The following is a 23,148-nucleotide window of genomic DNA, read 5'->3' on the forward strand; positions in this document are numbered from 1 at the left end:
ATCTCATCAAGACCGAAGCGCGATTTGAGTTCCTTGAACAGCAGCTCAATCTCCCAGCGCGCCCGATAGAGCTGTGCGATATCGGGCGCGTGGTAGTTGTCTCTGGCAAGATTCGTTAGGTAGAGATGGTACTCACCGCTGTCCTCGTTGAGCACACCGACGAGTCGGAACGTTCGGGTCGTGCTGACGCCCGACCCTCGCTTGCGGTCGAATGAGAGGGTGATCCGAGCGTCGATCGCCTGTCGCTGCAGGTCGTCGAGGACGTCCTGCAGCGACTCGCCTTCGAGTGGAATACTGTTTCCCCGCCATGTGCGAAGCTCTTCGACGATCTCGAAGTTCGCGTCATCTTTGACCCGTGAGACGAACCAGCCGTCGTTTTGATCGATACGGTCGAACAACCAGAAGTCGTAGAAGCCGAGATCGAGTAAGACGAGTGCGCCAGCTACCCACTCGCCGGTGGGTAGCTGGCTCCGTTCCTGCGTTTTGGCGTCAGTCGTTTGAAACCGCGTAGGAAGTCCGGTTGAGAGTGATTCTGTGAGGTGGAGCTTCACGCCAGCTTGATCTTCGCCAGTCGCTGCGTAGACGTCTGTAGCGTCTTGGTAGAGTGAGACGATAGAGGCGTCAACAATGAGGACGTCTCGAAAGCGTTCGAGACGTCCGCTGAGGTCGGTTTGTCCCGGTTCGAGATTCTCGATGGCGTCATCGAGAATCTCTCGCAGGAGTGCAACGAACGCGGGTGAAAACCAGCCGTGGAAGGTTGGATAAGCGAGTTCGTCACAGTCAGCCATTTCGACGAACCGTTCGAGAAATGCCTGAATAGAGCGATCTGATCCAGCAGCGAAACCCAGTGAGAGGGTGTAGAACAACGCGACAGTGTCGAACTTGCGCTCTCGTTGGATGAGATTCGTTGCGCGAGCGCGCTCGCGCAACTCATCAGAGGGAAACGCTCTTTTGATCCGGTCGACAATCACTGAATCCGGTGGTTCGTAACTCACAGCAGCCACCGGGTTTCTCTGACAAGTAGTTCCAACGGTATTCAGATCAGCAGACGGTGCTGGCACGAGGAGTTAAACTACAACGGATGTCTCCGTATCAGATTGTCTCGATTCTTGACTCAGCGGCGAGACGTTCACTTCGGCGTCTCATCGAGGACAATGGGTACGACATTGACGTTGTGGGACCACCGTATCTCCTCTATATCTTGCTAGACAACGATCTCATCTCAAAGCCTGAATTCTGCGAAGCAACTGTGGAGATGATTCGGACGGAAGGATGGACTGGGTACGAGGTAGTGAAGAACGCGTGGACCAGCATTCCCGTTGATTGTTCCGAAATCCTTGATGACGGATATGATGACTCTCTTCCACCCAATTGACAGTCTCCTCTGCGTTCACGTGAGAAGAATGTCAACTGAAAAATGTGAGTAACAGCTGGTTGGCACAGCCAGTAGCCGTCATTAAGACGTCTACAAACCGCAGTCCCGTGCTCTCTCGGAGCCAGTCTGCGGCTTCCTCGTGTTTTGTTTGGCCGTTTGGAATGTATACGCCATGTGGGCCGACACTGAGGAACGACAGTTCCAGTGCCGCGTCGAGGGCGGCTCTCATTTCGTCACCGTCTTCGTCTTTCGTTGCGAGAGCGATCACGTCTTCTTCGGGGATAGGCTGTCCCCACGTGTGGTTCCGGGCCAACTTCCAGACGATCCGAGCTGTCGGACCCAACTCCTCCATGTTAATCGTCGACTTTCGGGTTGAGCCGCCTGTTTACTACTCCTTCAAGACGATGAAGCAGTCGAATAATTTCGTCGCCATCGTTGAGCGTGTACTCAACTGGATCGGCGTCATCCACTTCCTTCACAATTCCGAGATTGACGAGCAGCGTGATGTGTGTATGAACAGATTGTCGACTGACGCCAGCGTGCTCCGCTAACCGGGATTTACTGAACGTAGTGCCGGGCATATCCATCAGCGCATCAATCATGTATCCGACACTCTCGTTTTGCATGAGCACACGTAGCCCCGATGGATACTCATCACGCACCGTTGCCATCTCCGTTTGTTCGGTTTGCGACTGGTTCGACATACCTTCTGTTACGCTTGCGTTGGGTGTTAAATCTGTTGGACACTACTCACACAGAGTCTCCCGCCCGTTGAAAACGTGCTCGCTGCTATCCGTCGAGAACGTGTACCGGTACCCGCGCACCCGATCCCTGCGCTCAACGACCAGTTCCGCGACGATGCCGTCGTCCCCGGGCTTCTTTTCCACTTTGGTGTTGATTCTATGGGGGAAGCGGACGGGTCGGTGGGGTAGTCACCCGACACCCCACTACGTCAAGTGCTAACCGGTGACATCCTCCTCGCCGTAAACGGCGAGGCTTCCCGTGCCGCAGGTGGGATATTTGCTGGTCTACGACACGACCTGTTCTCTCGTGTGAAACGTCCCGCTCTCGCGGTCGAACAAGTGTGTCGATGGCTGTGCCACACAGCCGTTACTCCTATCCTCGCCGTGAGGACTCGGAGTTATCTTCTGACGCATATTCTCTGCCCCGTTACAATCCGCGTTGGCTACCAACTCACACGACGAGCAGACGTACAGGCCACGTTCGACACGGTTCGATTTCGTGTCGTCTCCACATCGTGAACACGTTTTCGAGGTGTTCCACTCGTTCTCTTTCAGCACCGCAACACCGCGCATCTCCCCTTTGTATGCGAGGTACTGGTAGATGCTGTCGAACGGCCACGTGTGCAGTTTCTTATTACCGGTCTTGCCCCAATTAGACTCTCGAACGTCTTCAGGCCAACTCACTGCGAGCGTGCCGACACCGCGTTCGACGCACTCCGTGATGATGGCGTCCGTCAGCGTGTGGTAGAAGTGTGTCTCACGTTCGGAGAGTTTCCGACGCGCCCACATCGACTGCTCTGACGGGCCGTTCTCTCCCTCGGTGTCGTACTCAACTCTGGTGAAGTAGTGTTTGTCTTCTTTGAGCGAGTTGCCGGGGTACAACACGTATTCGTCGGGGAACGCGACCGTAGCGATGTTTGTAATGCCGAGATCGATCCCTGCCACGCCGTCGCCAGCTGAATCCGCTGTTTCGAGGTCGATTTTACAGACGAAGTGAAGTTCCCATCTCTCACCGTTCCAGACGGCACGAACATTCTGTACCCTGTTGACCTCCGAGAGATCAACGTCTGGCCGGGTCTGGTATTCGCAGAGTAGGAAATCTGAGAAGTGTTCTTTCAGATTTGAGCCTTTCGAGAGTCGGACGCGGTTGTTCCCAGGGTCGTGTTTGAACCCGTCTTCTTTGAACGTCACCGTACTCTTGGGTCGGGTGTCACCGTGTTTGCGGTAGCCGGGGGGATTCGCCTTACTGGAGTTGTGTCGCAGATCGAACCATGACTGGAAAGCGTCAGAAAGTTCTTCAATGACTTTCTGACTGGATTGTGCGTTCAAGTCTTTCCAGCACGACTGGTTCTTCATATACGATTTCAGCACATTACCGTTCGGGATCTCGCCGGTTGCGTCCCAGATTCGGTCGGCTGTCCATCGTGCGACGTTCCAGATCTTCGAGGCGGAGTCTCCGAGCGAATCAAGACCATCACAGACCTGTTGGTGGTTCTGGATGGAACCAACGTAGGTACGTGTGGCCTTAATCGCCATACATAGCCTATGTAGATAATCCTACTTAACGGTGTGGATGAGCGTGGAATATCCAGCCTGTAATGGGTGAGAGACTGTGTCACCGTTGTCGGATTCACTCCTGGCGTAAACGCCGGGATTCTCTCCTCGTAGAAAGATAGACTGCGACGAAGTGTGATGACATACGATACACTTGACATAGTTATACACACCCAGTGCCGAGTGAGATTACGGCCTTGACTGTTGATTCTCTCGGAGGACGATTCATATCGCCTCATTTGTGAGCGTTGTTGTCCGTTTCATCTCTAGTCATGTGGATCGATCGTCGCTGGCGCCACCGAGAGACACACCCAGTACCGAGTGAAACCGATCGTTTGAGCCCACAACGTATGGATGTCACACACACCTCGTACCGAGTGTGGACACTTGATCCGTTATTGCTGATCGAGGCCCTTCGTGACGATCTCAGGTGAACGCAGGAGCCGGTGGACGCGATAGCTTCCCTCCTTGTGCCCACCACCGGTATGTTCGCTTTCGGTCACACCGAGAAACGCCTGCTCTTTGAGAAGTCGCTGGACGCGATCGTAGCTCAGCGGAGAGGTATCGACCTCGTCGGCGATATTTGTATACATATCATATACTTCCGCCGTGCGGAACTGCTGACGATCAGTCTGTTCAGTGAGGAGCGCAAGCGCGCGGAGGATATGCTTGACATGGGGTGGTTGTCCACTCACGAGTTTCTGGAAGCGATTGATTTCCGCTTTCTCAAGCGCGGCATCCACATGCGCTTCAGTAACGTGTTCGGCCCGCTCCTTCTCAGCGAGCCGCCCTGCTTCATACAACATATCGATCGCTTTCCGTGCGTCTCCATGCTCACGTGCTGACAAGGCCGCCGTTTTCGGAATGACCTCGTCTTCAAGCACACCCTCGGCGAAGGCGTCCCGACGGCGGGTCAAAATGGCTTCCAACTGGCGGGCATCGTACGGATCGAACACGAGTTCGTTATCCTGGAGCGAAGAATCGACCCGCTCGCTCAACCGTTCTCGGTATTCGATCTTGTTGCTGATACAGATCGCTCCGATGAATGCGTCAGCTTTCCCGCTTTCTTGGGCGCGCGAGATGCTCCGTAGCAGTTCATCACCGTCCAACTTGTCGATTTCATCGAGTATCACGAGAAAGGCATCAACGTTGGCGTCATCAATCATCTCCCACACGATGTCGCGATAATCTGCTGCGCCAATTCCCTTGCGAGGGATCGACTGTTCGCCAACCGAGTTTTTGACTGTACTGTGTAGATCACGGGCCATTTGGCGGCTCGCCTGTGTTTCCGTGCCGTAATCCGAACAGTCGATGTAGGCGTGAGCGAACGTAACGTCGTTTTCTTCAGCTCGTCTCGTGGCCTCACGACAGACACACCTCGTAACGAGTGACTTTCCGGTTCCAGTCTTTCCATAGACGATCGTCGTTTCCGGAGGTCCGCCTCGGATTGCCGGAGCGAGGGCACTGCCGATCGCATCGATCTCATCGTCTCTGCCAACCACACGCTCGAGATCAGGAACGTGCCCGACCCGGACCAGTTTTCGATCCCGAAAGATCTCACCGGTCTCGAAGATATCGCCGCGATTCGTCATACAGGGTTCTGATCTTCAGTTCATAAAATACTACCGACCTCGTGCCGAGTGAGATATATAGGATAGGTATAGTAGGTTTTCTAAGCTGGTTTTGAGTTGTGTATAAATACTAAATCTCTTATTGTTACACACCAACTACCGAGTGAGATCGGCAAACGTTGTGCTACTAGCAGAGCAATTTGGGTCTTAGTGGTGAGACGATGGACGTCTGCGGTCTGTTCGCTTTCGTGGGAGCTCACTCGGTCGAAGGTGTGTCTGCGACCCTAGGGTCTGGTTGGGGGCTGGTTCTAACTGGAGCAGGTCATGTTGACTGCGTTTTACTGTTTCGGCAGGTGTCACTCGGCACGACGTGTGTGACGACGGTTTGACGGGGATTCATCTCCCTATTTCACTCGGTATACGGTGTGTCCCCGTACCGTTCGCCCGGAGAGCCCGACGTTGTCAGTACGAGTCCAAGTTGACCTCGGTATCGTCAGCGACGTGGTTCGGGACTGCGACTCCATCGCGCTCCCGACGGGCGTGGCGACACGGATCACGTGACCCGGTGAGTTCGGTTAGCGTTTGTTCGGACGGTCCTGGGTGGTTCTGCTCGAATACTCGACACGGTGGGGTCTCAGGGGAAAGTGTTCCACCCTGTCTCGAAAAGAACACTTGACACGGTGGGGTGGGGGTGGCGATGAACGCGACGGGAGTACGGTCAGTGTTCAGTATATGGAGTTACTCCCGATCGTGTTCTTCGGTGCTCATTCTCATATGGTGACTGTTAATGACCGTTAACACTCGTGAGAACGCTTATACACGTAGATGGTGTCTCTCTGTATGAGCAGTATGGAGCACGCGGATGACCGCGGGGCAACAAAGGAACTCCGGAAAGAACACCCGAGCGGGTGGCTCTACCTCACGCAGCACGATGCGATCCCGATTCTCGTCGACGCGTTGCTCGATCTTCCGCCGAACCGCGAGTTCAACAAAACCGAACTCGCAGAACACGCCGGCGTCACGCGCCAGACCGTTGGCAACTACACCGACCTCTTGTGTGAGGTCGAACTCATCGAGGACGTTCCGAACACATCACCACGACGGTATCGGATCGCGGACAGCGACGTCGTCCGCGAGCTCTTCGAGTTGAATAGCGCGCTCAACAGCGTCGGGGAGTAGTCGCTGCCCACGGGGAGTTCTTCAGTACTCTCGTCGGTGTTCGGAACCGTGGTTCGCAGCCTCGTCAACGGTTGCTTCCGGAGCGCGCCAGCCGGTTCCCGGAGCGGGGACTCGGGACCGGCGACGCGTTCGACGAACTGTACCAACATTTCGATCGCATCGGGGGGACGCACCGCGTCGTGTGCGACGAGATCGACCATCTGGAGGACGCGAACACGCTGCTGTACGAGCTGCCACGCGCGCGAGAGCGAACAGTCACATCACGGACGCGACGGTCGGCGTGCTCGGGATCAGTACCGACGATACGGTTCGAAAGACGCTCTCGCCGACGGTGACGGACACGCCCATGGAGACCGAGAGCTCCGTCAGTCCGTCCGGCGCCGCGGAACTACGAACGATTCTGGACCACCGGGCGGACCGCGCCGTCGTCGACGAGGCGTGTGACACATCAGCGATCGCGAAGGGGGCGGCGTTGGCCGCGCAGGAGGTGGAGAACGCGCGGCAGGCGCTCGATCTGCTCCGCGTCGGCGCGGGGTTGGCCGAGCAGCACGGCGAGGCGCCGGTCACAGACGCGCTCGGGACCGTACGGGAACGAGTCCAGCGCGGTCGGATCGCGAACACGATCCGAGACCAGACCGAGTATGTGTGGTGTGTCATGGAAACGATCGCGACCCTCCAGACGAGTGGCGGGGCTCCGGCGCGGTCGAAGGAGATCCAGCGAACGTACGAGCGGGTTGCGGAGTCGCACGCCGCGTCGCCGCTGTCGACGCTGAAAAGTATCCAAGACCATCTTTCGGATCTTCACATGCTGGGGTTCCTTCGACGCCACGAGCAGAACAAGGGACTGAGCGGGGGGCAGTACTACGAGTATGAGTTGGATCTCGATCCGGAGATCGTCTTGGAGACGCGGACGGAGATCGCCGAGCACGCGTAGTGAAAGCACACGAAATGTACTCTCTCTGACTGGGGCCAGAGGGCTGTAGTATGGGAATGAACAGTGTGAGGTCGATGATCGACTGAAAGAACTTGTCCACGTGAGCGCCCTCCCCTCGCGACCGCATTATGATAGTGGTCTACGCCGGGGATGGCGGACTAAAACTCACCAGAAAAGAAGTTCAGAGATAGTATTCGACAGTCTCTGCTAACCCATCCTCGAAGCTTCGTTCCGGTTCCCACCCCAGCGATCGAAGTTTGGTCGCGTCAAGGGAGTATCGTTGATCGTGACCGGGGCGATCCTCAACGAATTCGATCTGATCCTCTGAGCCACCCACTATCTCGATGATTCGTTCGGTGACGTCGATGTTCGTCAGCTCCGTTCCACTCCCGATATTGTACACCTCCCCTGGAGCGCCGTTCTCAAGCACTGTCATGATCGCTCGACAGTTATCCTCGACGTACAGCCACTCACGAACGTTTGACCCGTCACCGTACACCGGAAGCGTCTCACCTGCGGCCGCGCGTGTGATGAACTTCGGGATGAGTTTCTCACGGTGCTGGTAGGGACCGTAGTTGTTCGATGACCGTGTCACGATGACCGGAAGATCATGCGTCGTGTGATAACTCAATGCGAGGAGGTCCGCACTCGCTTTCGTCGCCGAGTAGGGGTTTCTGGGATCGAAGGGAGCCTCTTCCGTCACGCTTCCAGATTCGATTGTGCCGTACACCTCATCAGTCGAGATCTGGACGAAGGTATCGAGGCCGTGTTCCAGCGCAGCATCGAGTAATGTTCGCGTCCCGTCGACGTTCGTTGAGACGAAGGGTTCGGCGTCTTTGATGGATCTGTCGACGTGCGACTCGGCGGCAAAGTTGACGATCACGTCACAGTCCTCGACGAGATCACCGACGAGCTCCTCGTCCCGAATATCTCCCTCGACGAACCGGTGACGCTCGTGGTCGAGAACTTCAGAGAGATTCTCTGTCGTTCCGGCGTAGGTAAGCGAATCGAGCGTCACGGCGTGATGATCCGTCGTTTCGAGGAGATGGTGGACAAAGTTTGAACCGATGAATCCGGCGCCGCCGGTCACGAGCACACGCATTGATTCGAGGGTACGTCGTCACCTATAAATCACTATCCATCAGACCGGTCCGCATGCGGGTACTCGTCGTGGGCGCGGGCGGCTTATTGGGTGGAAACGTCACATCGGTCGCACTCAACCGGAACGAAACAGTCGTGACCGCATACCACTCGGAAGATCCGGGATTCGACCGTCCAAGCCATCAGATCGATATTACCTCCTCGACTGCGGTAGACGACCTCGTCACCGAAATCGATCCTGACGCGATCGTCAACTGCGCGGCGATGACAGACGTCGATGGGTGTGAAACCGATCCGGAGCAGGCCTACGCGGTCAACGCGGACGGTGCAGAACACGTGGCTCGGGCCGCCGACAGCGTTGACGCCGCACTCGTCCATACCTCGACTGACTACGTCTTAGATGGTGAGGAGACAGAACCCTATTCAGAGGATGCTGAACCCGCCCCAAAACAAGTGTACGGGGAGTCGAAACTGGCGGGGGAGCGACGTGTTCAGGAGTTACATCCAGATCCACTAATCGCCCGCCTGTCGTTCGTCTACGGTCGGTCTCTACCGGACGGATCAGTATCGGGCTTCCCGGCGTGGGTGCTTGAGAAGGCAGGTGAAGGGGATGAAATTCCGCTTTTCACCGACCAGCGAGTCTCGCCCTCGTACGCAAAAGCGACTGCGAAGACTTTGTTGAATCTCCTCGAAGCCGATCAGAAGGGAACGTTCAACGTCGCGAGCCGATCCTGTGTTACGCCGTACGAGTTCGGCGAACTGATCGTTGAGGAAGCCGGGTTCGAGAACGCGACGCTCACGGAGAGTTCGATGAACGATATCGATCGCGACGCGGAACGACCGCGGTACACGTGTCTCAATACGGCGGCAGTCGAGGAAGCGCTCGATCGTCCCCAGTCGACGCTCGCTGAGGACCTCGCGGATCTGCTTTAGAGCCGGTATTGCTCTTTGTTCTTCAGATAGAACGACCGGTTGTCTTCCGGGAGATCATCGAACCGGAGGATGGATTCACAGTTGTTGCCGGGACACTTCATGATCCGATTGTCTTCGAGTTCGTTCGCGGCGACGACGGTGCCGCATTCCGGACATTCGAGGGTAATGACACGCATGGTTACAGTTCGAGTTGTGAGTTCTCGCCAACCACGAGTCGGCGACCTTCCGGGAGCCGGCCTTCGGCGCTTCCGATCGCGGCTCCGCGACCGATCAAGCTGTCGATGATCCGCCCGCTCGTCGTGATATCGGTGTCTCCGACCACGACGCTGTTCTCGACGTGGGCGTTTCGGATCGTGGAGTTCGCGCCGATCGCAGTGTACGGTCCAACGTACGTGCCCGATTCGATGGTCGTGTTCTCGGCTATCGACACGGGTCCGCGGACCACCGCATCGGATTCGATCCGCGACGACTCGGCGAGGTCGACTCTGCCTTCGACTTTGGCATCCACGTCGATAGAGCCGGCGCGCGTCGCCTCGAGATCTTCGAGGACCAGCCGGTTCGCTTCGAGCACGTCCTCCGGCTTCCCGGTGTCTTTCCACCAGCCTTCGACGACCTGCGAGTCTATCGCGCCGCCGTCGTCGAGCAGGTGTTGAATCGCGTCGGTGATTTCCAGTTCACCGCGCCACGAGGGTTCGATCTCCTTGATCGCGTCAAAGATGTGTGGCGTGAACACGTAGATTCCGATCAGCGCGAGGTCGGAAGGCGGATCATCAGGCTTCTCGACGAGCCGAGTGACCCTGCCGTCGTCGTCGACGTCCGCGATTCCGAACTGGGTCGGATTGTCGACTTCCTGAAGGGCGATCCCGGCGTCGAACTGACCGGAACGGAACCCCTCGACGACGTCGACAATACCGCGCTTGAGCATGTTGTCGCCGAGGTAGACCACGAAGTCGTCGCCGTCGACGAACGGCTCCGCACAGCCGACCGCGTGGGCGAGTCCCAAGGGTCGCCCTTGGACGATGTAGGTGATCTCGACGCCGAACTCACTCCCGTCGCCAAGGAACGATTGGATCGCCTCGCGACCCTTGTTGCCGAGAACGACGCCGATTTCCGAGATTCCGGCTTCGCGTAGGTCTTCGATCGCGTACTGGATGACCGGTTTGTTCGCGACCGGGACGAGCTGCTTCGGGCCCGTATGCGTGATGGGACGCAGGCGCGAGCCGGTCCCACCAGCGAGTAGGACGCCCTTCATTCGTGGGGGTCAGCCTCCCAGTCTAGGGGAATTTTGTCGGTGTCGTGTGGAAGTCGCTCCTCGTCGGGGTCCTCGTAGTCGTAGAGGTTCGTTGGGAAGTTTACGAGAAGCGCCTGTTCGTTGCCGATTACTTTGAAGCCGTGCCAGCACACTCCGGGAATTCGGATTACTTGCTGGTTGTGTTCGCCGATGACGAACGTGTTCACCTCGCCCTGGGTCGGTGAGTTATCGCGGTCGTCGTACACGCCGACTTTGATTCGGCCTTGGGGGCAGACAAAGTGATCTATTTGACCGCGAGTATGTCGGTGCCACGCTCGAATCACTCCAGGGTAGCTCATTGAGAAGTACGACATGGTAGGTTCGGGGTCGTACTCGTTCCAGTCCTCGCGGAACATCTCGACGAGATGTCCGCGTTCGTCAGTATTCACTTGGAGGTCGCGGACTTCCACATCATGAATCATAGATAGTACCTGTTACAGGAGTCTCTTAACCTTATTGAAGCAGAATATGGAATCACGCCATTGATAATGACCTGTTATTAACGGGTGTATATGGATACGCTGGTGATCGGGCTTGACGGAGGAGAATGGGATGTCATCAGTCCCTTGATCGCCGACGGCCGACTACCGAATCTCGCCCGACTCAAGGAACAGGGTGTTTCTGGCCCACTTGAATCGACGATACCACCTGTTTCACCTTTAGCTTGGAACTCGATTCAAACCGGAACCAATCCGGGGAAACATGGTGTTTACGATTTTAGTTGGTTCGATAAGGATTATCGGCGACGTTCAATAAACTCAACAGATCGGAAAGCAACACCGTTCTGGAAAGTTATGAATGATCATAATACGTCGACGGGGTTATTTAAAATCCCATTTACTTATCCTCCGGACGAGGTTTCTGGATATATGGTGACGGGATTCCCGACGCCGAGTACTGTTGATGATTTTGCTACACCACAGTCACTGTCTGAAAAAGTTGGTCCCGTTGAAGATTTATTTGAAGACGGGTCCCTGAAGAGTGAAGGAGATCTTGAGGCTTTCAGAGATAACCTACATGACGTGGCAGAGCATCAAACGGATATTTTTTGCGAGTTGTTAGACGAATTCGACACCGACTTTGGGATGACAGTATACGATGGTTCAGACCGAATACAGCATTTTTTCTGGAAATATTTCGATAAGTCCCATCCACGTTATATTGAAGACGGAAAATTAGATGGAGCTATCGAAGAGTACTACGAGATAGTCGACAGAGGGATTGGTCGGATTATGGAGATGGTTGAGGAAGATTGTAATATATTAGTGATTTCAGATCATGGTTTCGGACCGTTAACTCATGACATTCATATTGATGAATGGCTCGAGCAAGAGGGGTTGCTGACTCGTCAGTCTCCTTCGCTTGATACAAAAAGTATCATCTCAGCTTTAATTGAAGCAGGCTGGAAGACGGTTAAACAGGCTGATTTAGATAGGTTTATCAAATCAATTATACCAGCATATTGGGTCGATACCGGTCAGCGTCTCAAGAGTGAACGTCGTAATGATGTCGACTGGGAAAAGACGGATGTGTTCTTTACCACACTTTCAGGACAAGGATTCTTTATTAATATGGAAGAGAGATTCACTAAAGGAATAGTAATAGAAGATCAGTACAACACTCTAGTAGATGAGATTAAACGATCGCTACAGTCTATTCAGCATCCTGAAACCGGAGATGATTTGCTTGAAAATGTGTACAAAAAAGATGAAATATATGAAGGATGGGCAATTGAAGACGCGCCAGATCTCGTAGCCATAACAAAACCGGAGTACACGCTGAAAGGCGGACGGTCTGAGACATTACTTCAGTCTTCATCACAGAAAGGAGCAGAACGGACTGGAGACCATCGAAGAGACGGGATACTCATCGCAAGTGGACCATCATTTGATACTGGCTCAATTGAAAATAGTTCGGTAATGGACATCGCACCAACACTATTGTATCTCGTCGAACAACCGGTACCGGATAATATGGACGGGAGAGTATTATCAGACCTGTTTTCAGCAGAGATTCAAGACAAGCGAGAGATCACAAAGACAGATAAATACGGGATATCAAATCAAGCAGCGCGTGAATGGAGTATAGAAGAAGAATCGGAGCTTGAAGAGCAGTTAGACGATCTAGGTTATCTCGGCTGACTATGGGTGATGAAAGTGACGACGGCGCATCAACCCTTGCTACACAGGGAGGAATCGGCTTAGCCGGAAACGTCGTTGGTAAGGTACTCGGATTTTTATTCGTAGCAGCAGCCACACGATTAACATCTTCCTCGGAATACGGTACGTTCGTATTAGGACTGTCAATAGTTATGTTCGTCCAGGGGTTTTCGAGTTTGAGCATACACCGTTCACTTGATTACTTTATTCCAAAATATTTGGCCGAATCTAACAACGGAAAAGCAAAAAAGACCCTACAAAACGCGTTTGTAATCGGCATTATTTCTTCTACGCTCGGAGCTATTCTGTTAGTAATCTTTCGTGGATATATCGAAAGCCTATTTGAGGAACCTCAACTGGGATTTGTACTACTCATATTATGTCTTCTAATCCCAATCCAAACGATCAATAATCTATTATTGACTACCTTCAATAGCGTTAAGAAAATAAAATATAGTGTATTAATGAAGAATATAATAAACCCAATCACTCGAACGATTAGTATTGTTATTCTTTTATTTGGAGGAGCAGGGGTTCTCGGTTTGGTTGGTGGACATCTGATCGGTATTATTGTCACTATATCATTTGGAATTGTATTCTTTTTATATGAGTTGGACTGGTTTCGGAAAACAACTGCTCAACCGATCTCAAATAGAGCGCTCATCTCGTACTCGTTACCACTAGTACTCGCTGGTGTGATCTATTCTATCGTCGGTCAAATTGATTCGTTCGTGATTGGCTACTATTTAACTTCCAGCGAAGTCGGTCATTATCAAGTTGCGTATCTTCTCGGCAGCAACCTCCTGATTGTACTGAGTGCTATTACTCCAATATTCAAACCGATGATTGCAGAAGTAAATTCGGACACAGCCACGCTCCGAACCCGGTTTCAGCTCGCTACGCGGTGGGTGACAATGTTATCACTTCCGATTGCGATAACACTTGTATTGGCACCAGGAATCTATTTATCACTATTCTTTACGGATGAGTACACTGTAGCGAATACCGCCCTAGTTGCCCTTGTAATCGGCTATATGTTGAACGCGTCTTCAGGTCCTGAAGGGATGGTTCTAGAAGGATTAGGTTACACCCGCCTAACACTTTTTAATTCCGTAGTATTAGTTATTATTAATGGGATTCTCGATATTATACTCATTCCTCAAATCGGCATTCTTGGTGCTGGAATCGGAACCGCAACTGCGCTTGCAATTGCTGGATTTGCTGGTATCATCGAGATCTATCTTTTCGAAAAGTCACATCCATATACATCGCGACTGTTTCGAACATACCTAGCAGCAGGTGTCCCTATTCTATTAGGCTGGTCTCTCGTTTCAAAAGTTGATTCACAGATTCTTATCTCTGTTACTCTACCAATAGTGGTTGTAATTAGCTATATTCCTATGTTGGCACTATTTGGGAGTTTTTCAAAAGATGATAAACAGATTGCGCACAAAATAGATAATAGGATTGGTTATTCTATTTTTTCCAAGATTATTCGGTGATTTTGGACACACGAATCCAACGCTGCTCAGAAATTTACTTACTGGTAAAAGCGCTAGTGATTACGTCATCGATGACTGGCGATAGCGCATCATAGCTGTACTTCTCAATACACCTCTCTCGAGCCCGACAGCCTAGTGATTTTCGTAGCCCAGGATGATCTTGTAATTCAACGATCGAAGTCTGAAGCTGTTCAACGTTTCCTGGCTCAATAATCCGACCACAATCCTCCAGTACAAGGGGTAAGTCGCTCACATCACTCGCAATCACAGGCTTAGCCATCGCCATCGCGTCGAATACCTTTGACGGCATCTGTCCCCAAGTCACGGGGTTATCTTTCTGTGGGATGGCGATAACGTCCGCAGCCGAAAGCCACTTCGGGATCTCGTCGAACGGCTGTATCCCTCGGATGATAATCGAATCACCACCGAGTTGTCGGACCGTGTCCATGTACTCAGACTCATGTGCGCCGACGACGACGGCCCGCACGTCGTTTCGATCGATCGCGGCGACCGCTCTGGCGAGGTCGTCTACGCCCTTGTATGTCCGCGGGGTTCCAGAGAACATTACGAGGAAGTCGTCCGAGGGGAGATCGAGTTCGCCACGGACCCTAGCCTTATTATAGCGGCTGGGATCGAGCTTGTCGGTATCCTTGGCGTGCGGGATCACCGTGCCTCTGAACCGGTCTTGAAGGAACTGGTTCGAGACGGTTCGGGCATTGGCGAGTCCGGAGAGGGCTTCGAAAAAGCGCCTGTAATATACAGAATTTACCGTAAGAAGTTGTGGGATCCCTTTGGCGTACGTTTTGATTTTCCCGTGCCGATGACTAAATCCCGTCTCCCAGTCGTCGATATCCAAAATCAGGGGTTTATCCCGGCCAAGTGTCGCAAGCAGACTCAATCCGTAGCTCGTCGTTCTAGGTTTCGATGCGTACACCACATCACCCGAGATTTTGTCAAGGAGGTCTGGAATAGCAAGGGGGAACTGGTACAGCCGACTACCGGTTTTAATTCCTTTATACTCGTATTCGTCTTGTATTGGTTCCCAAATATCTTCTTCGAGTTGTGGGCCAACGATTTCGACCTCGTGATTTCGTTCGATGAGTTGGGCGAGCACGTAGGCACGGCCAAGACAGTTATGAGAGAGATCAGGGGATACGACAGAAACGAGCATCTATTGGTAGTTTACCTTATCGAGCAATAGAAACGGATTCTTTTTAGCTGAGTTCATAATACGCCAGTATTGGAGCATGGCCAACCATACGTTGATTGTATAATGAACAGGAGCCCCAACTAGGTTCTAAGCATCGGTTACTCCGGTCAGGACACCTAAGTATGTGTCGCTATACTTTAGTAACCGATTGAGAGAGCTGTCACCCAATATTTATTTTATATTGTCAACTAGCGGCTCACATTTGATCTGTATCTTCACTACTGGTTCATTCAATTTGTTAAGGGTATAATTGATAAATTAGTCGCAGAGAACTCGGGCATATGATCCATATCCAGATCATCTCAGTAGTTCTCTTCGGATCATTCATTGGTGGGAAGTGGGTCCGAATCTGGACTTGTCGACCGGGTCACTAGCGTGATGATGGTTCTCACCCCATGGATGTCTCCAAGCACAGAACCACGCATTATTTTGTTCCGGCGTTATGATAGATTTCCGGGAATTATGAATAGAAGTATTGAAGCTTTGTTTTGAAACAACACCCAGAATCACCAACAATCGACTCCACAGGTCCCAGAATAACATGTACTAAATTATGAACGTAGGAGCGCAGTATAAATACGTTTTAGCAAATGTTTTGGAAGTAAGCGAATCGGTATCCTAATCATGAGATTCACAAATGCGATCACCCATCCATAGAATCCGGACTGAACGATAGCACGTTGTAAATAGATTTCTCGGTAGATTATTTTGCGCCCTTGACGTCGCGTCATCAATCCTTTTGCTCGGACTTTAACCAGTATTTCAGATATATTAGCGACTTTCGCATCATTTGTTAATAACCGACAGCAGAGTTCATAATCTTCTCCGTATTCCATCATACGATAATTTCCCACATCAATTACCGTATTCCGACGAAACATAACGGTTGGATGATTAATTGGAGAGCGATAGTGTGCCATTCTCTGAATATCATCCAGTTCAGTTGGAACTTTGCGCACCGATTTAATTTCGTTAGGATCTGTTTCGAATTCTCCAATGTACCCACCGACAAGGTCAGTGGATGGATTTTCCTCGAAATATTCTAACTGTCTACTCAATCGGTTGGGACATGCGATATCGTCAGCGTCCATAATAGCGATGAACTCAGATGTGGCTCTTTTGACACCGATTCTTCGAGCATATCCTCTTCCTTTCTCATCAACAACAATATCGTGGACAGAGAATGGTATTTTTTTTTCAAACTCATGAATCACATTGACTAATTCAGAGGGGAGTTCGTTCCCTCGTACAATAATAACTTCATCGGGTTGTCGTCGCTGTCCTGATAGACTAGTGAGACAGTTCCGTAGTTCCGACTGGTGGTCGCCCGGATAGGTAGTCATTACTACTGAAACGGTTGGGCTCATATTCGCTTTTTTGAACTCATTGCGTATTTTGTTCGGGGGGTAAGGTTAATCATATTTTGTACGTTTTCTATATAGCTTGCAATAATTGTAAGCCGGACAATCATCAGGACTCTAGTAAGTCGCTAGATAGCATCTCATATACCTCGCACGTGGTATGGGCGATTGCCTCCCAAGTTGGAATGGACTCTGCCAGTTCTGTAACCTTCTCGCCCATTTGCTCCGCCAGTTCAGGATCGGTTAGCACACGATACATCGCGTCCCCGAGTGCTGCCGGGGCGTCCGGTTGGATAAGGAACCCGTGTTCCCCGTCCGTCAGCACCTCGGCGAACCCAGCGATGTCGGTCGCCACAATTGGGGTCTCGTACTGGACAGCAGTCAGCAGAGAGCCGCTTTGGTCAATATCATCATACGGGAATACGACAAGGTCGGCAGCATCAAAAAGTGCGGGCACCTCCGCGTCTGGGACAAACCGCAGGTCCCAGCGGACAGACGACTGTATGTCCAACTCCGCTGCTCGCCGCCGAAGGGGTTCGACGTCCATCTTGGGGTTGCCGGCAACATGTAGTTCTGTCGTCGCGCGCGTTTCTGATGGTAATGATGCGAATGCCTCCAGTAAGGTGTCCACGTTTTTGTAGGGCTTGATGGTGCCAAAAAAGAGGATTGTGCGGTCTTTGTCCCCGTCGTCGCCCCCACTTTGTATGTACCCACTGTCTGCGGCAGTCTCGGTTGGGTACTCCAGGATACCGTGCGGAATAACCGAAATGTTGTCCGGCGAGACCCCTCGATCAACCAGTTCGTCTCGGGAGACCTCAGTGTGGACGATCAGATGGTCAGCTACATCGTATACTGCGTCCGTACCTAGGAGCTGGATCCGAGACGTGCTCGCGCCGTGGAACGGCGTAGTGTCGTGGACAGTGAAAACTAACGGGGCGATCCGGTTGAGCGCCCGGAGGAACCACCGGTCGATGATTGGCACCGGTGCCCACTGGACATGAATCATGTCGGGATCGCGTACCTGTGCTTCTCGTACGAACCGAGTCATATCTATGATGTGTTCCAGACCCTTAACCGCAGTTCGACCTGGGGGTCCGTCGCAGTCTCTGTAGAGCGCGTCTGTGTACCGGTAGAAGTACTCGACTCGGTCGTAGGGCATATCACTGTCCCACAGATGGTAGTCTGCGCGGGTCGTGTAGAGCGTGAGATCACAGCCGACAGATGCCAGCCCGCGACACAGGTGGTGGTCGTACGGTGGGGTGAACGCCGACGGGTCAAGCATCAAAACCTGCATCCAGTAGTTGAGTTAGGGACGACGGTCTTTCACCTTTCGATGTTTTATGGCTGTCGACAATCGAAGTCCGCAATAAGTTCATACGGGGTAGTAGGCTCTGTTGAAATCCTATTCTTCAGATATATTTTCGTCTGAAACAGCCGGTCGATGAGAGCTGCTACCTACCCGAAAGCACATTAATATTGAATCAAGAGACAACGTATGGCAGGCCCTTCAAAAATTGTCGTGTTAACCGAACAAATCGGCAGGATCCTGTCCGGTGCGTTAGGGTGGATACTTGTGTTTATGGGCGTTCTGGGCTTTTTAATTAGCCTCGGTGGACTATTTTTCGGCCCAGAATGGAGAGGTCCGATTGGCTCGTTGGTCACCGCTAGTATATCGTTACTCGTGGTTGCTATCGGTATCTACGGAAACCCCCAATACAGAGAGCGAATTCACTCCTCTCTTGGATAATCTGTACTGAGCGAGCCGTGAGTCCTCTGTATTGACCGCTCAGAGTGATCGATCTACATTATGAATGAGACAAGCAATGGTGAGTTCACGGAACTGTTTCCACCATCGTCGTGAGCGGACGAACGCACCGTACTTTCGCTTGAGCGTTGAGTTCACAGTCTCGGATTGACTCCGTTGGCCGTAGAGATCAGCGTCTAAGCGTGCATTCCATGCCTTATGGAGTGATTTGAACTCACGATGCTTAATCAGTGGCCGAACCTCGTGTTGCCGGGCGAGCCGTCTGATTTTCTGATCGTCGTAGCCTTTGTCTCCGAGGAGAATATCGATACACTCGGGGTTGCGCTTGATCAACGACGGAGCGATCTGGCTACCGTGTTTTCGAGTCGTCGTCACGTGTAGATCGAGAATTGCGTTCATCTTCGCATCGACCAGCAACGTCACTTTGAGCTGCTGAATCGTGAGTTCAGCACGTTTCTTGTAGTGTTTCGAAGCGTGACTACGGTCGAATCCTGACGCATCAACACCAACAACTCCGCTTGTCGGAAGTAACGTCGCTGAGAGGGTCAATATAACACGCCACACAGCCATATCAAGCCGGTTGAACACCTTACACAGCGTTGAAGCAGTAGGAAGCTCGGTTAGCCCGAGAACACGACGGATGCGTGGCATTTCAATCAGTTCATCAAGCAGGCCACGATAGGTCGTGTTCTTCCGGATTTGAGACACAGCAGAACAACGTGCTGGGGGAGTGTGTAGCGGTGTTTAGAGAACTTCGAGGAGTATCGAGAGACCGCTCGGCGTGCCAGATGGATCGCCTTCTCAATAAAACGAAGAATCTGCGACTTCGGGAGGGCCTTCATCCTGTAGAATTACAGGAAAAACATGTAACTCTTTGAGGATTTCAACAGAGCCAAAAATTGTTCGAAACTATGAGGCGTGGGTTGATAAATCAGCGTCTACCGAGTCCTTCGATATAGGGGACAATCCGCGCGAGACCGAGAACCGGTATGGGGTGGGAAACGTGCGGGCAGAGTTTAGAGAGTTCAAACGCGACGGGTTAATAGGTCAACATAGAATCTACGAGAGAGATTCGGTATGGGACGTCACAGGGTAGAGGGTGTCGCAGCAGACGAGGGCACCGTGGAAGAACGGTCGGAAGAGTGGGTTACATGAGTTGATGTTCGTGGCCCTCTCAGAACCAGTCCTGTCGCCGCTATGTATTCCGATATCTGGCCGACCTGCGGCCTAGGCGGTGCAGTCGGAAGATTCAATAATCACAACGTGACTAACAATAATACTAATATCGTCTATGGAGACACGTCAATTCACCGGCCACAACCTGTCGCTTCTCCTCTCACTTCTCTTGATCCTCATCGTTGCGATGCTTCAGCGAAGCACAGCTGGAATCACACTGCTAGAATTAGGGCTACTCTTCATAATCCCTGGGTTAGGAGTGTGGAGTATTCTCGTCTGGCGATGGACATCTCCCCGAACTCGCACTGCCATTCCACAGACAGTAGTTTGGCTCCTACTCCTCGGTGTGTGGTCGATATTGTCGGTTTTTTCCGCTACCGCTAACGGCGTTGATATCGTCACTTGGGGACGCCTACTGTTTCCCATTATTGTGCTGGTGACGGTAACCCTCGTCACACTCTTCACCATCCGCTCCCGTGAACACCTCTCATTGATGTATTCGTCTCTCATTGGAATCAAAATTATGGCTGTCCTCATTCCATTATTCGGGGTGCTATCCGTTGATCTCTCAACGATCAATAATTTACAATACCTTCGGTATCTCGGTAGGCCGCAGCATGCGGGGATTCTTATGACACTGCTCCTTCCAGCCCTCATCGGGTTCCGAGACCTCAACAGGATTCAACAGACTATTGTCGTAGTTGGAGTTGTTATTGCCGGGGCTAGTCTATTCATTTCGTTCACACGAACAATGTGGATTGCGACTGCTGCGGCAATCGGGTTCACTGCCGCTGTATATCTATATCAATCTTCTTCGAAAGCACACTCCCTGATTATTTGGGCTTTGATAGCTATATTTGGGATCGTATTCATGTTCCTCATAACCCCAGACAGACTTCTAGGGTTTCTAGTTGAACGGATGCGTTCGATTCCGAATGCTTTTCAGAGTGACTCGTTTCGGGACCGACTTTTCGAACTTCAGGGACTGCTTACCGACGCGGTTACAAACCCGTTGATGCTGCTCGTTGGTCACGGCTGGGGAGCGGAGTACACGTTCTACTCGGTTAACCGGTATTCATGGGAGGGAATCGGTTGGACCTCCAACGCGTACTCACACAATTACTACGCGTATTTACTGTGGTCAATCGGCGCTGTCGGCCTCGTCTTTTTCCTTCGCTACTGGCAACTGATTTTCCGCAACGGACTCCGGGTACTACTTCAAGATGGACTTGACGGTGATGGACTCTATCTGCTCGGATGTATGGCTGCCACGGTCAGTTTGCTCGTTTCGTCTCTCACTGGCCCATTACTGAACGATGTGAAGTGGTGTGTCATTTTTGGAGTCATTAGTGGGATGCTGATCCACATCGTTCACGACCGCCCGAATGAGAACGCCATTACTGATAGTGATACCAACTTGAAATAAACAGATCTTCCGAAAAAGCAACGCATCCTTATCGTGTCGGTGTGAACGCTGATCGACACTGTGTCTCATACATATCCGAGATCAGAAAGCCGCTCTTTCATTTCCTCGGTGAACTCAGCGTCCTGAGCACCGCCGCTCCAGTCCGGAAGACTAGCCAACAGGCTTTCCAGTTCCGTCGCCATTTCATCTTCTTTCTGTGGATTGGCCTCTCCGACCAGATACTCCTCATCCGGCAGTTCGAAGAGGAAACGTTTCTTGTTACCCTCAATGTACTTAAACTGAGGAGACCGAAGGCAGTCAACCGTCGACTCGAAGAATCGCGACTCGTCAAATTCCGTGTTGTATTCAGTGTAACTGTCAAGATCTGCGGTTCCACGCTGAATCAGACAGTATTCCCGAGTACCCTCTCGTAGGTCGATACCTTGAAACTGGTCTGTGGCACATCCCACGTACTCGCCGATCGTCCGAGTGACATCGATGTGCTGGACGAGGTCGTCCGGTCCCGCGTGTAGGTCGGGGACCCCGTACAGGACCAGCGGGACATTCGTGACAGCGTCGTGGAGGGCTAGATTGTGACCGAGAAGCCCGAGTTCGCCGAAAAATTCCCCGTGGTCGCCGGTCACGACGAAGATCGTGTCACGGTCAAGCTCCGTGACGTGATCGAACAATTCCCCGACGTACCGATCGGCGTCACGAACCTCGGCGTCGTACATTGCCTTGATTGCGTCCCATTCATCGGATGAGAAATCGCATCCGTTGGCCATGTGTTCGTTGAGACTCTCTGTTGAGTCGAACACGTTCATTACGAGGTCCATCGCCTCTTCCGAAGTCATCGAAATCTCGTCGGTGAATTCCTCGATCCAACGGTTACACGGTGTATACGGGTGATGAGGATTCGGCATATGGAGGTAAAGGAAAACTGGGTCCCGGCGACTCAATTCTGTGATCCACTTCTTCGCCATCTGGGACATGATAAACGACAGGTTGTGTCGTCGGTAGTTCAGCGCGAATCCAGGGCCGTCTGATCTGACGGCGAGGGCGTACTTCATTAGCGACATCGGATTGGCCGCGTTGAGTAGTCGCTTGGCTGAAAGACGGGTAAACCGGTCGAATCCCCGGTCGAGTCCTGTGGCCTCACTAATGTAGGGCGACGGGGAGAGACACGCAGTGGTGTACCCTTCGTCCGATAGGAGTTCCGGCAGGGTGTTGAGATCGTCAGGGATTTTCTCCCCGGCTGACCCATCCATTCCCAAGCCGTGGGACGACATGTAGGTACCCGTCAGTATCGATGCGCTACACGGGGGCGTCCAGAGCGAGTGCGAAAAACAGTTTGAGTATGTGGTGGCGCGCGATGTAGCCGAGATATTCGCAAGATTTGGCGTAGTATCGCGATCGTACCCACCAACATTCGTGTGATCCTGTCTAACACTCTCTAAAGTTATCCAGATGACGTTAGGATTTTCAGTCACGTTTACACGTACATATATTTGGTAATAAGCATACGGATTATCATGCCGTCCCGTGGAGGGCGTCGATCGATGTTTCCGTGACCGATTCTACAGATTTGTCAGGATAGCTCAGATCTCGATTTTTCGAGTCAGTGGCTGCCAGCTACATCTAAGACACATTCTTAGCGTGCTTATAAACCTACAAATGGCTGTGTTGAATCGCCATACGGCAGAGAGGTAGGCCGCTAAATCAAAGGAGTTGAAGCGGGAGAATGAGGTTGTCTATGACGCAAATCTCCCGCTTCATCGGGGAGGTTGTACCGGTTGCTCAAAGAGTTACTGGCGATGGAGGCGAATCCGCCGCCCCGGAAGGTGGCGGCGGATTCGCCGACTATGCACTCGTTTCCCTTCACTGTCTGC

The 23,148-nt window shown here is 52.3% G+C and carries 20 protein-coding genes and 2 pseudogenes; 8 read left to right on the forward strand and 14 right to left on the reverse strand.

Annotated features, from left to right (window positions below):
- A partial coding sequence (locus tag ESO89_RS12080; protein WP_128905758.1) for an IS4-like element ISH30 family transposase occupies nt 1-1,004 on the reverse strand: 1,004 nt, incomplete at its 3' end.
- 77 nt (nt 1,005-1,081) lie between these two features.
- Here ESO89_RS12080 and ESO89_RS12085 point away from each other — a divergent pair.
- Entirely contained in the window at nt 1,082-1,375 is a 294-nt protein-coding gene (locus tag ESO89_RS12085; protein WP_206731759.1) for a hypothetical protein, read from the forward strand.
- A gap of 31 nt (nt 1,376-1,406) precedes the next feature.
- Here the strand turns inward: ESO89_RS12085 and ESO89_RS12090 are convergent, their stop codons facing one another.
- From ESO89_RS12090 to ESO89_RS12105, 4 genes are all read right to left on the reverse strand, one after another.
- A complete protein-coding gene (locus ESO89_RS12090) occupies nt 1,407-1,727 on the reverse strand; it encodes a hypothetical protein (protein ID WP_128905737.1) in 321 nt (106 codons plus the stop codon).
- Between the two features lies 1 nt (nt 1,728).
- Nucleotides 1,729-2,079 carry a winged helix-turn-helix domain-containing protein gene (locus ESO89_RS12095; protein WP_241686216.1) on the reverse strand — a complete coding sequence of 117 codons (351 nt, stop codon included), beginning with the start codon at nt 2,077-2,079 and terminating at the stop codon, nt 1,729-1,731.
- A 324-nt stretch (nt 2,080-2,403) separates the two neighbouring features.
- Nucleotides 2,404-3,654: an RNA-guided endonuclease InsQ/TnpB family protein gene (locus ESO89_RS12100; RefSeq protein ID WP_050026732.1), complete on the reverse strand. Its 1,251-nt coding sequence runs from the start codon at nt 3,652-3,654 to the stop codon at nt 2,404-2,406.
- A gap of 413 nt (nt 3,655-4,067) precedes the next feature.
- Nucleotides 4,068-5,264, reverse strand: a complete 1,197-nt coding sequence (locus ESO89_RS12105; protein ID WP_128905738.1) for a Cdc6/Cdc18 family protein — start codon at nt 5,262-5,264, stop codon at nt 4,068-4,070.
- Nucleotides 5,265-6,083: 819 nt separating this feature from the next.
- Here ESO89_RS12105 and ESO89_RS12110 point away from each other — a divergent pair.
- Complete coding sequence (locus ESO89_RS12110) at nt 6,084-6,422, forward strand: hypothetical protein (RefSeq protein WP_206731760.1); 339 nt, start codon at nt 6,084-6,086, stop codon at nt 6,420-6,422.
- A gap of 280 nt (nt 6,423-6,702) precedes the next feature.
- Nucleotides 6,703-7,356 (forward strand): cell division control protein 6-like protein, encoded by a 654-nt coding sequence (locus tag ESO89_RS12115; RefSeq protein ID WP_241686217.1) that lies wholly within the window; start codon nt 6,703-6,705, stop codon nt 7,354-7,356.
- A gap of 181 nt (nt 7,357-7,537) precedes the next feature.
- Here ESO89_RS12115 and rfbB read toward each other — a convergent pair whose 3' ends face one another.
- On the reverse strand, nt 7,538-8,458 hold the full coding sequence (gene rfbB / locus ESO89_RS12120) for a dTDP-glucose 4,6-dehydratase (RefSeq protein ID WP_128905739.1): 921 nt from the start codon (nt 8,456-8,458) through the stop codon (nt 7,538-7,540).
- A gap of 53 nt (nt 8,459-8,511) precedes the next feature.
- On the opposite strand from rfbB, the gene rfbD reads away from it, so the two are divergent.
- Nucleotides 8,512-9,390, forward strand: coding sequence for a dTDP-4-dehydrorhamnose reductase (rfbD, locus tag ESO89_RS12125; RefSeq protein WP_128905740.1), 879 nt, complete (start codon nt 8,512-8,514; stop codon nt 9,388-9,390).
- On the opposite strand, the gene ESO89_RS12130 is transcribed toward rfbD, so the two are convergent.
- The 3 genes from ESO89_RS12130 to ESO89_RS12140 are packed head-to-tail and all read right to left on the reverse strand — an operon-like array spanning nt 9,387 to nt 11,103.
- Nucleotides 9,387-9,566, reverse strand: a complete 180-nt coding sequence (locus ESO89_RS12130; RefSeq protein ID WP_128905741.1) for a hypothetical protein — start codon at nt 9,564-9,566, stop codon at nt 9,387-9,389. The genes rfbD and ESO89_RS12130 overlap by 4 nt on opposite strands.
- 2 nt (nt 9,567-9,568) lie before the next feature.
- Nucleotides 9,569-10,642, reverse strand: coding sequence for a glucose-1-phosphate thymidylyltransferase (locus tag ESO89_RS12135; protein WP_128905742.1), 1,074 nt, complete (start codon nt 10,640-10,642; stop codon nt 9,569-9,571).
- Nucleotides 10,639-11,103, reverse strand: a complete 465-nt coding sequence (locus ESO89_RS12140) for a dTDP-4-dehydrorhamnose 3,5-epimerase family protein (RefSeq protein ID WP_128905743.1) — start codon at nt 11,101-11,103, stop codon at nt 10,639-10,641. Before ESO89_RS12140 ends, ESO89_RS12135 begins: the two co-directional genes overlap by 4 nt.
- Before the next feature lie 90 nt (nt 11,104-11,193).
- On the opposite strand from ESO89_RS12140, the gene ESO89_RS12145 reads away from it, so the two are divergent.
- Both ESO89_RS12145 and ESO89_RS12150 read left to right on the forward strand, forming a co-directional pair.
- Nucleotides 11,194-12,822 carry an alkaline phosphatase family protein gene (locus ESO89_RS12145; RefSeq protein ID WP_128905744.1) on the forward strand — a complete coding sequence of 543 codons (1,629 nt, stop codon included), beginning with the start codon at nt 11,194-11,196 and terminating at the stop codon, nt 12,820-12,822.
- Between the two features lie 2 nt (nt 12,823-12,824).
- A complete protein-coding gene (locus ESO89_RS12150; RefSeq protein WP_128905745.1) occupies nt 12,825-14,342 on the forward strand; it encodes a flippase in 1,518 nt (505 codons plus the stop codon).
- A 34-nt stretch (nt 14,343-14,376) separates the two neighbouring features.
- Here ESO89_RS12150 and ESO89_RS12155 read toward each other — a convergent pair whose 3' ends face one another.
- The 4 genes and pseudogenes from ESO89_RS12155 to ESO89_RS12175 form a co-directional block, all read right to left on the reverse strand.
- Nucleotides 14,377-15,456 (reverse strand): glycosyltransferase family 4 protein, encoded by a 1,080-nt coding sequence (locus tag ESO89_RS12155; protein WP_164932786.1) that lies wholly within the window; start codon nt 15,454-15,456, stop codon nt 14,377-14,379.
- A gap of 647 nt (nt 15,457-16,103) precedes the next feature.
- On the reverse strand, nt 16,104-16,919 hold the full coding sequence (locus tag ESO89_RS12160) for a glycosyltransferase (RefSeq protein ID WP_128905747.1): 816 nt from the start codon (nt 16,917-16,919) through the stop codon (nt 16,104-16,106).
- A gap of 103 nt (nt 16,920-17,022) precedes the next feature.
- The gene (locus ESO89_RS12165) at nt 17,023-18,195 is read right to left on the reverse strand and encodes a glycosyltransferase family 4 protein (RefSeq protein WP_164932787.1); all 1,173 of its coding nucleotides are present in this window, start codon (nt 18,193-18,195) and stop codon (nt 17,023-17,025) included.
- Nucleotides 18,196-18,699: 504 nt separating this feature from the next.
- A pseudogene (locus tag ESO89_RS12175) lies at nt 18,700-19,520 on the reverse strand (IS5 family transposase).
- Nucleotides 19,521-20,485: 965 nt separating this feature from the next.
- Here ESO89_RS12175 and ESO89_RS18575 point away from each other — a divergent pair.
- Nucleotides 20,486-21,280 carry an O-antigen ligase family protein gene (locus tag ESO89_RS18575; protein ID WP_164932788.1) on the forward strand — a complete coding sequence of 265 codons (795 nt, stop codon included), beginning with the start codon at nt 20,486-20,488 and terminating at the stop codon, nt 21,278-21,280.
- A gap of 65 nt (nt 21,281-21,345) precedes the next feature.
- Here the strand turns inward: ESO89_RS18575 and ESO89_RS12185 are convergent, their stop codons facing one another.
- The gene (locus ESO89_RS12185) at nt 21,346-22,749 is read right to left on the reverse strand and encodes a sulfatase-like hydrolase/transferase (protein WP_164932789.1); all 1,404 of its coding nucleotides are present in this window, start codon (nt 22,747-22,749) and stop codon (nt 21,346-21,348) included.
- A 263-nt stretch (nt 22,750-23,012) separates the two neighbouring features.
- Here ESO89_RS12185 and ESO89_RS12190 point away from each other — a divergent pair.
- Nucleotides 23,013-23,148, forward strand: a pseudogene (locus tag ESO89_RS12190) (IS5/IS1182 family transposase); the annotation flags it as partial.

The organism is Halorubrum amylolyticum (assembly GCF_004114995.1).
Classification (GTDB): domain Archaea; phylum Halobacteriota; class Halobacteria; order Halobacteriales; family Haloferacaceae; genus Halorubrum; species Halorubrum amylolyticum.

Excerpts from the sequence above, each read along its gene's own strand:
- ESO89_RS12085 (WP_206731759.1), top strand. The coding sequence starts at position 1,082 with ATGTCTCCGTATCAGATTGTCTCGATTCTTGACTCAGCGGCGAGACGT.
- ESO89_RS12090 (WP_128905737.1), bottom strand. The coding sequence starts at position 1,727 with ATGGAGGAGTTGGGTCCGACAGCTCGGATCGTCTGGAAGTTGGCCCGG.
- ESO89_RS12095 (WP_241686216.1), bottom strand. The coding sequence starts at position 2,079 with ATGTCGAACCAGTCGCAAACCGAACAAACGGAGATGGCAACGGTGCGT.
- ESO89_RS12100 (WP_050026732.1), bottom strand. The coding sequence starts at position 3,654 with ATGGCGATTAAGGCCACACGTACCTACGTTGGTTCCATCCAGAACCAC.
- ESO89_RS12105 (WP_128905738.1), bottom strand. The coding sequence starts at position 5,264 with ATGACGAATCGCGGCGATATCTTCGAGACCGGTGAGATCTTTCGGGAT.
- ESO89_RS12110 (WP_206731760.1), top strand. The coding sequence starts at position 6,084 with ATGAGCAGTATGGAGCACGCGGATGACCGCGGGGCAACAAAGGAACTC.
- rfbB (WP_128905739.1), bottom strand. The coding sequence starts at position 8,458 with ATGCGTGTGCTCGTGACCGGCGGCGCCGGATTCATCGGTTCAAACTTT.
- rfbD (WP_128905740.1), top strand. The coding sequence starts at position 8,512 with ATGCGGGTACTCGTCGTGGGCGCGGGCGGCTTATTGGGTGGAAACGTC.
- ESO89_RS12130 (WP_128905741.1), bottom strand. The coding sequence starts at position 9,566 with ATGCGTGTCATTACCCTCGAATGTCCGGAATGCGGCACCGTCGTCGCC.
- ESO89_RS12135 (WP_128905742.1), bottom strand. The coding sequence starts at position 10,642 with ATGAAGGGCGTCCTACTCGCTGGTGGGACCGGCTCGCGCCTGCGTCCC.
- ESO89_RS12140 (WP_128905743.1), bottom strand. The coding sequence starts at position 11,103 with ATGATTCATGATGTGGAAGTCCGCGACCTCCAAGTGAATACTGACGAA.
- ESO89_RS12145 (WP_128905744.1), top strand. The coding sequence starts at position 11,194 with ATGGATACGCTGGTGATCGGGCTTGACGGAGGAGAATGGGATGTCATC.
- ESO89_RS12150 (WP_128905745.1), top strand. The coding sequence starts at position 12,825 with ATGGGTGATGAAAGTGACGACGGCGCATCAACCCTTGCTACACAGGGA.
- ESO89_RS12160 (WP_128905747.1), bottom strand. The coding sequence starts at position 16,919 with ATGAGCCCAACCGTTTCAGTAGTAATGACTACCTATCCGGGCGACCAC.
- ESO89_RS12165 (WP_164932787.1), bottom strand. The coding sequence starts at position 18,195 with ATGCTTGACCCGTCGGCGTTCACCCCACCGTACGACCACCACCTGTGT.
- ESO89_RS18575 (WP_164932788.1), top strand. The coding sequence starts at position 20,486 with ATGACACTGCTCCTTCCAGCCCTCATCGGGTTCCGAGACCTCAACAGG.